Below are 12,986 nucleotides of genomic sequence, written 5' to 3' on the forward strand. Positions count from 1 at the left end.
CCTTGAGGTGCATGGAGATGCCATCAAAGTAAGCAAGGCATGTGCCTGATATCAGTCAGATTCTTCTTCGTTGCGCACGGCATATTTGCGTGCCGTGTGTTCTTCCTGGATTTTTTGTTGCTGTTTGTTGTCGAGCACTTTTTCGCGCACATCGTGTCGATGCGAGAGGGTGTCGATGGCTTTCAGGCGCTTGTTCTGTTCTTTCCAGTTTTCCTGACCGCTCGCTGTATTCTGCTCCGAATGGCGAACGGCCAGTGTTTGCTGGCCGATTGCTTCGTCGATACGGGCCAGAAAGTCCTGGTAGTTACGCAGTGCCATTGGTGTCAGCCCTTGCTGGCAGGCCTCGCGCAATTTGACCGCATAATCAGCACGATATTCCTCCAGCATTTGCAGGCGGCTCCGGGCGCTTTGTTCGGCGGCAATCAACTGGCCAAGCTGGCGCGTGGCTTCGTCGGTGCGGGTCTGCATCAGTTCCAGCAACGGCTGTAACGAAAATTTGTTCGCCATGGCTTAAGGGAACAGCGCAGAAAGGGCGCTGACGCTGCTCGCAAAATCGGCTTGCTCAGTCAGTTGCTGCTGAAGAAAGGCTTCCATGCGCGGATAGAGATTGATCGCCTGATCCAGCACGGGGTCGGAGCCCGGCGAATAAGCGCCGACCGAAATCAGGTCGCGCGAGCGCTGGTAACGGGCAAAAAGCACCTTGAAACGACGAATCTGATCGAGTTGCGCTGGTTCGATCAGGTTGACCATGGCGCGACTGATCGATTGCTCGATATCGATGGCAGGGTAATGTCCAGCGTCGGCCAGCGTTCGCGACAAGACGATGTGGCCGTCGAGAATGGCGCGTGCCGAATCGGCGATCGGGTCCTGCTGGTCATCGCCTTCGGCCAGAACGGTATAGAAGGCCGTCATCGAACCACCGCCTTCAGGGCCGTTGCCGGCCCGTTCGACCAACTGCGGCAAGCGGGCAAAAACCGATGGCGGATAGCCTCTGGTAGCCGGAGGCTCGCCGATGGCCAGGGCAATTTCCCGTTGCGCCATGGCATAACGGGTCAGTGAGTCCATGATCAGCAGAACCTGTTTGCCCTGGTCGCGGAAGTACTCGGCAATGGTCGTCGCGTAGGCAGCACCCTGCAGTCGCATGAGCGGGCCAGTATCGGCTGGCGCAGCGACGACCACGGCCCGGCGCATACCTTCTTCGCCAAGGATCTGCTCGATGAACTCCTTCACTTCCCGGCCACGCTCGCCAATCAATCCGACAACGATCACTTCCGCCTCGGTATAGCGAGCCATCATGCCAAGAAGTACCGATTTGCCGACACCAGAACCGGCGAAAAGTCCCATGCGTTGACCACGACCGACGGTCAGCAAAGCGTTGATGGAGCGGATGCCGACGTCGAGCGGATGTTCAATGGCCGCCCGGGTCATCGGGTTGATCGGGCGACTCTGCAAGGGGCGGGTCAGGTTCGAGCGGAGCGGCCCCTTGCTGTCGAGCGGGCGGCCAACACCATCGAGAACCCGGCCGAGGAGTTCATCGCCAACCGGCCCCTGTTTGGCGCGATCGATGGCCCGGCGTTTGTGCTTGATTGGAAAGTCTACCCGGGGCGCCGGGTTGGGGGTATCGCAGGCGATGACGCGGGCTCCGGGGGCCAGCCCGAAAACGTCATCGGAGGGCATCAGGTAAAGTTTTTCGCCGGCGAAACCGACCACTTCGGCTTCGATCGGTGCGCCGTTGGCGGGGAATATGTGGCACGAACTGCCTAGCGGCAACTTCAGGCCCGAAGCTTCCATGACGAGGCCATTGATTCGGGTCAGGCGGCCGGCCGGCCAGAGTGGTTGTGCTGAGCTGGCGGCAAGCTGGCAGCCATCGAGGAAACGCTGCCAACGCCCGACGTGGTCGGGGAGCGGAGTCAAGGCTTGCTCATCCATTCCGAAGGATTGGTGCCGATGGATTCAAGCACGCGCTTCCAGCGTGTTTCAATCGTTGCATCGACTTCGCTTGCTCCGGCTACCAGCAGGCATCCACCTGGCGAAATTTCCGGGTCATCAATGATCTGGGCGCCTGTTTGGGCTAATTGTTCGCCGATCTGTTCGCGAATCAACTTGGCGTCGGCCGAATTCAGGCGGACGACAACATGGGCATGATGCAGCGGTAGGGCGGTTAGAGCCTCGCGAATGACCGGCAAAAGCAACTCGGACCGGGTGTTGATTGCGCCGCGAAGGACTTGCGCCGCCACTTCGAGGGAAAGGCTGAGGACCTGATCGGCGACATGTTGGTCAAGATGAGCCAGGGAAATCTGCAGGTTGCCAAGAAGCTCGGCGAAATGCGCCGTTGTTTCGGCAACCGTTGTTGCCATGGCCTGCTGCCCGGCTTCAAGTCCTTCGCGATAGCCGAGGCTGTAGCCATTGGCGCGAGCCTCCTCGTGCATGCGCTCAATCTCCTCGGTGCTCGTCTGGCTCTGCGCAGGATGTGCTTCGGTCGGGCTGGGGACGGGGGATGGTATGGCCGTGGTGGGGCTCGCCGTGTCGACCGGCGACTGGCTGTGTGGCACCGGTTTGGCATCGAGCGAACCGATGTTCCAACGCTGGTAGCCCGCGAGCTTGTCCTTGGGTATGACGCCGCCTGCCATCCTGGGTTAGACCATTTGTTCGCCGCCGGCGCCACCAAGGACGATTTGTCCCTCGTCGGCCAGGCGACGTACCACCTTGAGGATTTCCTTCTGTTCGCCTTCGACTTCGGAAAGGCGGACAGGTCCCTTCGACTCGAGGTCTTCGCGCAGCATTTCGGCGGCACGCTGTGACATGTTCTTGAAAATCTTCTCGCGCAGATCGGGCGAGGCGCCCTTGAGCGCAAGGATCAGGGAGTCGGACTGAACTTCGCGCAAAATGAGCTGGATGGAGCGATCGTCGATTTCCATCAGATTTTCGAAAACGAACATCTCGTCGAGAATCTTCTGGGCGAGGTCCGGGTCGTATTCGCGGATCGCATCGACGACCGAAGTTTCGTTGGCGGTGCCGATGAAGTTGAGAATTTCGGCAACGGTGCGGACGCCCCCCATGGCCGTCCGCTTGACGCTGGTTGAGCCGGACAGGATGCGCATCATCGCTTCATTCAGTTCGCGCAAGGCGGTGGGCTGAATCCCCTCGAGCGTGGCTATTCGCAACACCACGTCGTTGCGCAGGCGCTCGGTGAAGTGGTTGAGAATCTCGCTGGAATGGTCGTGTTCGAGATGGACCAGAATCGTTGCGATAATCTGCGGGTGCTCGTTCTTGATCAGATCGGCGACGGTTGTTGCATCCATCCATTTCAGGCCCTCGATCCCCGAAGTCTCGCCCCCTTGCAGGATGCGTGAAATAAGGTTCGATGCCTTGTCGTCGCCCAGCGCCTTGGTTAGTACGGAGCGAATGTAGTTGTCGGTATCGACGTGCACGGCCGAATGCTCTTCGGCGTTCTTGTGAAATTCGTCCAGCACGCTTTCTACTGTTGTCCTTGGCACGCTCTTGAGTGCCGCCATGGCATGCCCGAGTTTTTGCACCTCGCGTGGTCCAAGGTGCTTGAGCACCTCGGAAGCGTTGTCCTCGCCCAGCGCGATCAGCAGGGTTGCACTTCTTTCCAGGCCGTCGTCGTTAGGAGGCATTGGCGCCCATCCAGTCCTTGATGATGTTGGCTACCGCCTTCGGATCTGCCTGCGCGATGTCGCGGGCCTTTTGCACCTTGGCGGCATAGTGATCAATCCGGACATGGTCTTCACCCGGTTCGCCATCGAGGCCGGCAATCGTGACGTGACCCGCGGCGCCGGCGACGCCTTCGGCTGTTGTCGCTGCGCGGCGCTCAGCCATGGATGGGAACATCGTTTTGAGCGATGGCTGGATGACCTTCAGGAACAGGAAGGCGACAATCAGGGCGATCAACAGATATTTGAAAATATCCTTGGCATAGGAGATGGTTTCCGGGTCCTTCCAGAGCGGCGTGCTGCTGTCCAGCTTTTCGCTGGCAGTGAAGGGGGCATTGGCTACCGAGATGGAGTCGCCACGCTCCTTGTTAAAGCCCATGGCTTCACGCACCAAATCGTTGATCTGCTTCATCTCCGAGTCGGGAATCGCCTTGTTTACCGGCTGGCCGTTTTTGTCGACATCCTTGCGATGGTTGATGACGATGGCCGCAGACAGGCGCCGGATATCACCCATGCCTTGCTTGGTGTGCCGGATGGTTTTGTCGACTTCAAAATTGACGGTTGCAGTTTTGTTGGTGTTGATCGGTTGGCCGACCGCATTGAGCGGCGCCGTGACGCCAGCGGCGTCAAGCCGGCCTTGAATTTCACCCGGTTTTTCCGGTTGACCGTTGGAAGTGCCGGTGGCAGGTTGGGTCAGTGGCGCCGTGGCGGGCACCGGCGGCTGGTTGGTCAGGGCGCCCGGGACGCCGCCTGCCGACTGGTTGATGCTGGCGGATTCGTTGGTCTGTCGACTGCGAATGGCCGTGGTTTCCGGCGTATTGTTCGGCCGGTAGCTCTCGGCCGTTTGCTCGCTTTGGGAAAAGTCGATGTCAGCCGCCACCTGAACCTTGTAGTTCTCACTGCCGAGCATGGGCTTGAGGATGTCCTCGATGCGCCTGATGATGCTGCCCTCTATATCGCGAACATATTTGACCTGGGTAGCGTCGAGGCCGGCCTCGGTCAGCTTGCTTTTCAATTGCGAGATCAGGGCGCCGCTCTGATCGATGACGGTGACGTTGCTGGCCGGCAATTGCGGCACGCTGGACGAAACCAGATGGGTGATGCCGGCGATCTGCGCGCTATCCAGCGAGCGCCCGGCATAGACGTTGAGCATGACTGATGCTGTCGGTTTTTGTTCTTCGCGGACGAATACCGACGGCTTGGGAATGGCCAGATGGACGCGTGCCGACTGCACCGCGCCGATTGACTGGATGGTGCGGGCCAGTTCGCCCTCCAGGCCGCGCTGATAATTGACCTGTTCGGCAAACTGGCTGATGCCGAACTTCTGGTTCTCCATCAATTCGAAACCCACCATGCCGCCGCGCGGCAGACCCTGCGAGGCCAGTTTCAGGCGAATGTCGTGAACGCGTTCGGAAGGAACCTGCACAGCGCCGTTGTCGCTAAAGCGGTGTGGAATGTTTTGCTGCTCGAGGATGGCGACGATCGCTCCGCCGTCCTTTTCGTTGAGATTGGAAAAAAGTGTTTTCCAATCAGGCTGTCGGCTCCAGAGGATCGTGCCGACGATAATGGCGATCATGGCCGCCGTTGCCACCATGAAGACAAGCTTTTGCTGACTGCCTAGCCGGTTGAAGGCGTCGCGCAGACGCTCCAGCGGATTTCCTGCCGGTACGTTTTCTGCTGTCGTCTCAGTTGTTGCTGCCATCAATAGCCGGTCAAATTGCGGTGAAACAGAAGAAGAATCAATCGAGAAGCCAAATTATCCTAGAAATATTCTACTATTACCCGGGCTGAATTCACCCTTTCTTTTTCGATGTTGCCGCACAGATCAATCCCTTGACACCAGATACCGACACCAAGACGGCCGAATTGCAACGGGCATTTGCCATGTTCAATCAGGTATCGGCTGAGCTGACTCAGGCCTACGAGGCTTTGCAGGTTCGTGCCACCTCGCTGACCGAAGAACTGGCGGTGGCCAATGGTGAATTGCGTCGGCAATATCAGGAAAAGGAAGCGCTTTCCGAGCGCCTCTCGTCCCTGCTCGATGCCTTGCCGGCCGGTGTCGTGCTGCTTGATTCATCGGCCATCGTTGTTGCGGTCAACCCGGCGGCAATGGCCATTTTCGGCGCTGACATGGTTGGGCGCCATTGGGGCGATGTGGCTCGGGCCAGCCTGGAGCCCACAATGGCCGTTGGCGAGTGGCTGCACGGCGATGGTCGTTTGTCGATCGGGGAAAGCGCGCTGCCTTCAGCTGGCGGGAAAATTCTCTTGATTCACGACGTGACCGCAGCCCACCGAATGAAAACCGAACTGGAGCGCAACCAGCGCCTGGCAGCCATGGGTGAAATGGCTGCTTCGCTGGCGCATCAGCTGCGTACGCCGCTGGCTGCCGCGCTGCTCTATACCTCCAACTTGGGGGAGGCAGGGGTGTCGGATGAGGCGCGGGCTCGTTTCTCGGAAAAGGCAAGCGGGCAGTTGCGTCGTCTTGAGCGGCTGATTCAGGATGTTCTGCTCTTTGCCCGGGGGGAAAGCATCGGGCGGGATGTCATTCCGGTTTCCGATTTGCTGGCCGAAGCGGCCCAAACGGTCGAGCCGCTGATGCGCGAGCATGGCCTTGAGTTTGTATCGGATGATGACTGCGCCGGGGCGGTTATTGTCGGTAGTCGAAAAGCCTTGTTCGGGGCGCTTGTCAATTTGCTGGAGAACGCCATGCAGGCAAGCACCGGGGGCGGCAAAATTTGCCTCTCCGGCAATCGTCGCGGCGACCTGGTGGCGATTGGCGTGCGCGATAGCGGACCGGGGATCACGCGCGAAATGCAGGCGCGCATCTTTGAGCCATTTTTTACCACCAAGGGGCAAGGAACCGGCTTGGGGTTGGCCATTGCGTTGGGCGTGGCGCGGGCGCACGGCGGCACCATCGAGCTTTTTTCCGAGCCGGGAGACGGCGCCGAATTTGTCATCACCTTGCCGGTTGCCCCGGTAGAGAGCGAATCTGAACACCATGGCTGAACATAGTTTGCCCATTCTCGTCGTCGAAGATGATCCCAGTTTGCGTGAGGCGATTGGTGACACGCTGGAGCTTGCCGGGCGCCACTACGTGGCCGTCGATGGCGGTGAAGCGGCGTTGAAGGTACTGGTCGAGCAGGCTTTCTCGATTGTCGTCAGTGACGTGCGGATGATGCCGATGGATGGCATCACGTTGTTGAAGGAAATTCGGGCGCGCCTGCCGCACCTGCCAGTAGTTCTGATGACGGCCTATGCCGAGGTGGAAAAGGCGGTCGATGCCATGCGTTCCGGTGCCTGCGACTTCCTTCTCAAGCCGTTTGAGCCGAAAGCCTTGCTCGCGCATATCAACAAATATGAGTTGCCGGACACCGATGACGGGGCTGGTGTCGTGGCCATTGATTCGGCGAGTCGTGAATTGTTTGCCATTGCCCAGCGCGTGGCGCAGACCGATGCGACTGTTCTTCTTACAGGAGAGTCGGGGGTTGGTAAGGAAGTGGTCGCTCGCTTCATTCATCGGCAGTCGGCGCGTCGGAACGGGCCGTTCGTGGCGATCAACTGCGCGGCGATTCCGGATAGTTTGCTCGAGGCCACATTGTTTGGTTACGAAAAGGGCGCCTTTACCGGCGCCCAGCAGGCGCAGGCCGGGAAATTCGAGCAGGCGCAGGACGGTACGCTGCTCCTCGACGAAGTCACCGAAATGCCGATGGGGCTCCAGGCCAAACTGCTTCGCGTCTTGCAGGAGCGCGAGGTCGAGCGAGTGGGGGGCAAGAAGCCGGTTGCGCTGAATATCCGCATCGTTGCGACGTCCAATCGCGATATGGCCGAGGCGGTGGCCAAAGGGGTCTTTCGCGAGGATCTTTATTACCGGCTGAATGTATTTCCGGTAGCGATACCGCCGCTACGTGAGCGGCCGCTCGATATCGTGCCGATCGCGCGTTATTTTCTGGTCGAACATGGCGGCCGCTTTGGTCGGAATGGGGTCGGTTTTGGCGCGCAGGCTGAACAGGCTCTGCTGCGCCATACGTGGCCCGGAAATGTTCGGGAGCTGGAAAATGTGATCCAGCGGGCCCTTATCTTGTCGACCGGGCCCGAAATTGGCTGCGAGCACCTCAAATTGGCACCAGCTACGGCGGGAGAGTTGCCACGGGCGCTTGCCGAAACGCCGGTGCATGAATCCGACAAAAGGGTCGATAATATGAAGGATCTGGAGCGCGAACACATTCTCCGGACCCTGGCCGAGGTCGATGGCTCACGAAAAATGGCCATCGAACGCTTGGGTATTTCGGAACGGACATTGCGCTACAAGCTGCAGCAGTACCGGGATGAAGGGTATTTCAAGGATTGATGTTGGCCTGACTATTGCTTCTATTTGGACAGGTTTAAGGAGCTGGCTATGGACACCCAAGGTATTGAGCAAATGTTAAGCGTGCTGCGGTCTACCGCTGCGCAGGCATCCGGCAAACCGGCCGAGAGCGCCGCTGCGGGTGCGGCCGGCGGGGTGGATTTTGCGCAGGTGCTGAAGTCATCGATCGACAAGGTTAACCAGACCCAGCAGCAGGCTGATGTGATGGCGGAAAAACTTGCCGCCGGCGACACCACCCAGAATCTGCACGAGGTGATGATCGCCCTGCAGACGGCCAGTGTTTCCTTCCAGGAAATGGTTCAGGTGCGCAACAAGCTGGTTACGGCCTATCAGGACGTGATGAACATTCAGGTTTAAGCCGAAGCTCAGTATTCCAGCTCGGAGCGGAGCGCCTTGCGTTCGCGCTCCAGCCGCGTGATGTAGCGCTCGATGAAGGCCAGCCGGGTTCCCGGCAGGCTGATGAATTCGCAGCCGAGTCGCAATTGTTGTTGGCCATCGAGCATCTCGATTTTCAGCACTTCACAGACGCGAAGATTGACCGATAGCACGCTTTCTCCAGGGATTTCCAGCCGGCAATCGTGGAACAGTTCTCCCAGTGAAAACAGCTCGGCATCGTCGACTGGGCCCAGCAGGCTAAGCCCGCCACCGCTCAGGTCAAATAGCGGGTAATCAACGACGAAGTGACCACCGGTTGAATTCGGGACGGCAAGCTTGCAACGCAGAGGCGAGATGTGGTGAGGCGTTTCGACGCGAAAGAACTCGCGTCGCTGCAAACGCAGGATCGATGCCGGGAGCGGGGCAATCAAGGCTTTTTTGCCATCAATGGTTGCCAGCGAAAGACCGGGCAGGCGAATCTGGATTTTGACCCGTTCCAGTGGGGCTGACAGCGTTATCCGCGCGGCCTTGAGAGCGGCATCGTTACTTGCTGCGTGGTTTGATCCGTCGAGGACCAGCTGGTTGGCGTTTTCGTCGATCGACAGCAGGGTCGAGAGAAAGAACTCCTTGCCCTCGTCCAGATAGACCGTGATCAAGGTGTGATGCTTGAGCAGGGCGCGCAGATGAACTGAGATTTCAGCGCGGTTGTGGAGAAGATACTTGCCGTAGGTGGCGGGCTGGTCGATTTCGAAAACTGGAACCGAAACTTCGTTCTGGGCGAGGGTCATGAAGCCTGAATTATGGTGGAGGTTGAGCGGACAAGCCGATCTGCGTGGCGGGGAGACCGTGTTCAAGCCGGTAAAGCCACGCCAGCAGTTCAGCTACCGCCATGTATAACTGGGGTGGGATGCGCTCGTCAATATCCACCTGGGTTAGCAGGGCCACAAGCTCCGGCGATTCATGGACATAAATGCCGTGTTCCTTGGCGCGGGCAATGATCTGCTCGGCAATCAGACCCTTGCCCTTGGCGACGACGCGCGGCGCAGCATCGGTCTGGCTGTAGGCCAGAGCGACTGCCTCGCGGGTCGCGTCATTCCCTGGCTTGGCCATGATCTACGTGCAGTTGGGTAAGTGTCAGCCCGGCAGCCTCGAGTTGCTCGCGAAGCGGCTGAGCGCTGTTGCGCAGCGTTGCCTCGCTGGCCGGATTTGCCGCACTGACTGAAATCGCCAGTGCACCGCCAGCGCCGAGTCGCAATGTGACATCCATGCCGCCCAGCGAGGGGAGGTCCAGTTTGAGGCGAGTCTGCCATTGGCTAGCCTGTTCGTTATCCGTTGACGGTTTTGACTCCGGATCGCCGGAAATTTCCCACCACATTGGCTGTCCTGGCCAGATCTGGCCTTGCCAGACAAAATTCTGGGTCGCCAGGCCGTTTAGTTGCTGTTGAACCAGCGGTACCAATTCGCGCGGTACCGGATTTTCGTTCGGGGCGGTTGCCGTGCTTGTTGAAATAGCTGTTTGTGACGTGGCGTGGGTTGTTGCGGCGCTCCGGTCCGGGGCTACTTCTTTCAAATTTTCGCCAAATTTCCGGTTGACCGTAGGATCGACGTTGGCGGGGGATGATTTCTCGGCTGTCTCTCTTGGCGGCACCTGGGTCATCCCGTCGGTTCCTGGCAATGGCGCCGCTGCTGGCGATGTCGGCGTACCGGGAAGGGGGGGGCGAAGTAGTGGATCCGGAGATATCTCCTGATTCGGTCCAAGGGTGAAGTTTGAGCTGCGATTGATGAATTCAGGGACGTTCAATGGTGCCGGGGAGAGTTTTCCCTGTGGCTCCTGGAGCAGCGCTGCTGTCGGCAATTGTCCGTTCACCCAGCGCGCCTGGTGCGCCTCGTAAAACATGCCACTTTGCGTGAGTGCCTGCTTCAGTACCGGCGCCAGGTCAGCCGCGGTTTTGGGCATTGTTTCGACCAAGGGCTGGCTGCGATTGAGGGCCGCCGGTGAGGCCTGCTTTCCATCCCCTTCGAGTGGCGTCAGCAGGTTACCGATGACTTTTCCGGCAGTGCTCAGCGAGGTGCTGACCGATTCGGGCGGCGCTGCGGTGCTGTTGCCCGACGAGCGATTCGCCACAAAAGCCAAGGTGAGCTTGCCATCGCTTTCGGCGACTTCTAGTTCGAGGGTGTCACCTGGTTTTGCCGAAAAGGGGAGGGCAAGTGTGATATCTCGCTGGGCAACCACGGCGCGGTAGGTGCCGTTTGGCATCAGTGCCTGAATTTCGGCAAATATTCGCTGGCCAGGGATGAGATTGCTCAGCGCATCGGCGACGCGTTGGGCTCTGGCAACCGGTTGAGCCTGACTGTTCGTTTCCGAACGTTGATCCGGTATGACCGCGCGCAGACTATTGGCAACGTCTGGCGGAATCATGGCTTATTGGATAGATCTTTGGCGGCAGCGAACGCTTTAATAAGCGGGGTTATCTGATCCTTACGCGCCGAACATTGCTCAATGGCAGAATGCAGAAGTTCAAGAATTTGAACAATTTGTTCACGTTTTAACGTCGTAAGCGGGCTGTTTGGAAGTGTAGAACGCGCTGCCTCCAAGGCGGGAAGTAGTTCCTGAGTATGCGTTTCAAGCAGTTCCCAATCGCCCGTGTCGGCAAGTGAGAGTAACTGGTTCAGGCTCTTGGTCAGCTGCGGACATGGGGCATGTTGGTTAGGCGTTTTGCTCAGGATTCTGGCTCCCCTCTTGCCTCTTTTTTTGACCCATTTCTCGCCATGCGCCAGAAATTTCGCCGAGAAGTCCCTGAACTTCGCGTATGGCTCTCGGATCCTTACGAAGGTTAGCGTGAATCAGACGCGACACCATATAGTCGTAGAGTGCCTTGAGATTTTGCGCCAACTCGCCGCCTTCTTCAACATTAAGGCTACTTGAAAGTCCCATGAGAATGATGTCAATGGCCTTCAAAATGGCTTCTGACCTGCCCGCATTATCGTTGTTTACGATGCACGCTTGCGCACGGTGCAAGGCACTTTCTGCGCCATCGAACAATAAAACAATGAGTCTATGCGGGTCTGCGCCGTGGATGTCGGACTCAACATCAATTTGCCGATACGACGCAATAGGGCTTGAAAACATGGCTAAGCTATCATTAGTTAAGAAGGGTCATATTACCAAGAAAGACTTGAAGGAAAACCTACTTTAGTCTAGCTAGAATTTGTGGTTAAGGCCGCTAATTGCTGCGTCAGCGCGCTACTTGTGACGTTCATGGCGCTGACGTATTTGTCGAGTGCTGTAAATTGGGCTTGGTATCGTTTCTCGATCAGGCTGACTCGATGCTCCAGCGAAACTTGACTTTCCTTGAATCGGGATACGGACGAGTTCAAGCTATTAATGCGAGTCGTGACAAGTCCTCCGGTATTCTGCATCTCCGTCACAGCGGTACTAAATGTCTGTCCGTAAGCCCCCAGTGTTTTGATCACTTCTGTTGCAGATGTGCTAGTAGCCTTGCTCAGTTTGCTCGAATCCAGTGCGAGCAAGCCGCTTTGCTGAATACTTACGCCAAGTTCACTCAGTGTTTTGAACGTGGCGCTTGAGAGTGTGGCAGGCGTCGAGCTCCGGGCAGATCCCAAATTACCAAGCACTGAGCGTACAGTGGAGTCGCCGCTTAATGCTTGAGACTTCTTGGTTGTAGTGTCATAGCCAGTGTTAGATTTGACTAGCGATACAACGGCATTGTAGCTATCGACAAAAGCTTGAACTGCTGTTGTGATTTTGGCGCTATCGTTTTGGACAGAAATATTTGCAGTACCCAATTTGACAGCAGACAACGTAAGGCCTGTTACACCCGTTGTGAAACTGTTGGTGCTGGAGGAGATTTCGATTCCATCCAGTTTCATCTTTCCATTCTGGGCACTGGTTCGCATTAGTCCGACGGTGGCTGTATCGAAACTCGCAAGGGAGCTTTGTCCTCCCGAGGGCGCTAGTGTGGACGCCAGTGTAAAACTATTTGCGTCACCCGATTTTTCACCGGTCAGAACCATGCGTTGGTTGCCGCTCGAATCTGTGATGACTGATGCAGTAACTCCAACCTTGGCATTGTTGATCCGTGCGCCAACCTCTTCGAGGGTATAACTTGCTTGGTCATTCATCGCGATAGGTGTTGCTGCCACGCCACCTACGGTGAAATTCAGCGTTCCCTGTCCAAAAGTGCTTCCTGTGGTATAGGCAACGGAAAAACTCTTCTGAGCACTGGCCAGTTGCGTTACTTCGGCGCTGTAAGATCCAATCGACGCAGAGTATGTCGCACTGGAGCCGACAACGCCTGCATCGCTGGATGTTGCGGAAATTGCCGCAAGACGAGAGGGAAACCGTAGCGTATCCGCAGCAGACTGCAACGCATCAAGTTTCGATTTGAGGGTGCCATATAGCGAAATCTTGGTGTTGGCAGCTGCAATCTTTGTATTAAGTGCATCTATCGGCGCTCTCTCGGCAGCCATGATCTTGGTGAGCATGGATTGCAGATCAATGCCGGTGCCGACTCCAAGAGAACTTGTCGTTGCCATGATGAAACCCCTCT

General features: G+C 57.6%; 13 protein-coding genes. 3 read left to right on the forward strand and 10 right to left on the reverse strand.

The features are described from left to right. Positions 1–51: 51 nt before the first annotated feature. From fliJ to fliF, 5 genes are read right to left on the reverse strand one after another with little or no spacing between them, the layout of a single operon-like run. Complete coding sequence (gene fliJ, locus KI610_RS04045; protein WP_404827465.1) at positions 52–468, reverse strand: flagellar export protein FliJ; 417 nt, start codon at positions 466–468, stop codon at positions 52–54. A gap of 42 nt (positions 469–510) precedes the next feature. Then, positions 511–1,914, reverse strand: a complete 1,404-nt coding sequence (fliI, locus tag KI610_RS04050; protein WP_226497403.1) for a flagellar protein export ATPase FliI — start codon at positions 1,912–1,914, stop codon at positions 511–513. Then, on the reverse strand, positions 1,911–2,630 hold the full coding sequence (locus KI610_RS04055) for a flagellar assembly protein FliH (RefSeq protein WP_226497404.1): 720 nt from the start codon (positions 2,628–2,630) through the stop codon (positions 1,911–1,913). Before KI610_RS04055 ends, fliI begins: the two co-directional genes overlap by 4 nt. 6 nt (positions 2,631–2,636) lie before the next feature. Next, a complete protein-coding gene (fliG, locus tag KI610_RS04060; RefSeq protein WP_226497405.1) occupies positions 2,637–3,638 on the reverse strand; it encodes a flagellar motor switch protein FliG in 1,002 nt (333 codons plus the stop codon). Beyond that, positions 3,628–5,376, reverse strand: coding sequence for a flagellar basal-body MS-ring/collar protein FliF (fliF, locus tag KI610_RS04065; RefSeq protein WP_226497406.1), 1,749 nt, complete (start codon positions 5,374–5,376; stop codon positions 3,628–3,630). Before fliF ends, fliG begins: the two co-directional genes overlap by 11 nt. A 131-nt stretch (positions 5,377–5,507) precedes the next feature. Here fliF and KI610_RS04070 point away from each other — a divergent pair, with 131 nt between their 5' ends. Genes KI610_RS04070 through fliE form a run of 3 tightly spaced genes read left to right on the forward strand, consistent with a single transcriptional unit; the run spans position 5,508 to position 8,397 of the window. Continuing rightward, the gene (locus tag KI610_RS04070; RefSeq protein WP_226497407.1) at positions 5,508–6,680 is read left to right on the forward strand and encodes a sensor histidine kinase; all 1,173 of its coding nucleotides are present in this window, start codon (positions 5,508–5,510) and stop codon (positions 6,678–6,680) included. After that, positions 6,673–8,022, forward strand: a complete 1,350-nt coding sequence (locus KI610_RS04075) for a sigma-54-dependent transcriptional regulator (RefSeq protein WP_226497408.1) — start codon at positions 6,673–6,675, stop codon at positions 8,020–8,022. The genes KI610_RS04070 and KI610_RS04075 overlap by 8 nt, the downstream gene beginning before the upstream one ends. A 48-nt stretch (positions 8,023–8,070) precedes the next feature. After that, entirely contained in the window at positions 8,071–8,397 is a 327-nt protein-coding gene (gene fliE / locus KI610_RS04080; RefSeq protein ID WP_226497409.1) for a flagellar hook-basal body complex protein FliE, read from the forward strand. Positions 8,398–8,405: 8 nt separating this feature from the next. Here the strand turns inward: fliE and KI610_RS04085 are convergent, their stop codons facing one another. From KI610_RS04085 to fliD, 5 genes are all read right to left on the reverse strand, one after another. After that, complete coding sequence (locus KI610_RS04085) at positions 8,406–9,203, reverse strand: flagellar brake protein (protein ID WP_226497410.1); 798 nt, start codon at positions 9,201–9,203, stop codon at positions 8,406–8,408. 10 nt (positions 9,204–9,213) lie between these two features. After that, positions 9,214–9,525, reverse strand: a complete 312-nt coding sequence (locus KI610_RS04090; protein WP_226404000.1) for an EscU/YscU/HrcU family type III secretion system export apparatus switch protein — start codon at positions 9,523–9,525, stop codon at positions 9,214–9,216. Further along, a complete protein-coding gene (gene fliK / locus KI610_RS04095) occupies positions 9,506–10,834 on the reverse strand; it encodes a flagellar hook-length control protein FliK (RefSeq protein ID WP_226497411.1) in 1,329 nt (442 codons plus the stop codon). Before fliK ends, KI610_RS04090 begins: the two co-directional genes overlap by 20 nt. A 288-nt stretch (positions 10,835–11,122) precedes the next feature. After that, on the reverse strand, positions 11,123–11,545 hold the full coding sequence (fliS, locus tag KI610_RS04100) for a flagellar export chaperone FliS (RefSeq protein WP_226497412.1): 423 nt from the start codon (positions 11,543–11,545) through the stop codon (positions 11,123–11,125). A 68-nt stretch (positions 11,546–11,613) separates the two neighbouring features. Next, positions 11,614–12,972, reverse strand: a complete 1,359-nt coding sequence (gene fliD / locus KI610_RS04105) for a flagellar filament capping protein FliD (RefSeq protein ID WP_226497413.1) — start codon at positions 12,970–12,972, stop codon at positions 11,614–11,616. Positions 12,973–12,986 lie beyond the last annotated feature (14 nt).

This window comes from Ferribacterium limneticum (genome assembly GCF_020510565.1).
Lineage (GTDB): Bacteria > Pseudomonadota > Gammaproteobacteria > Burkholderiales > Rhodocyclaceae > Azonexus > Azonexus limneticus_B.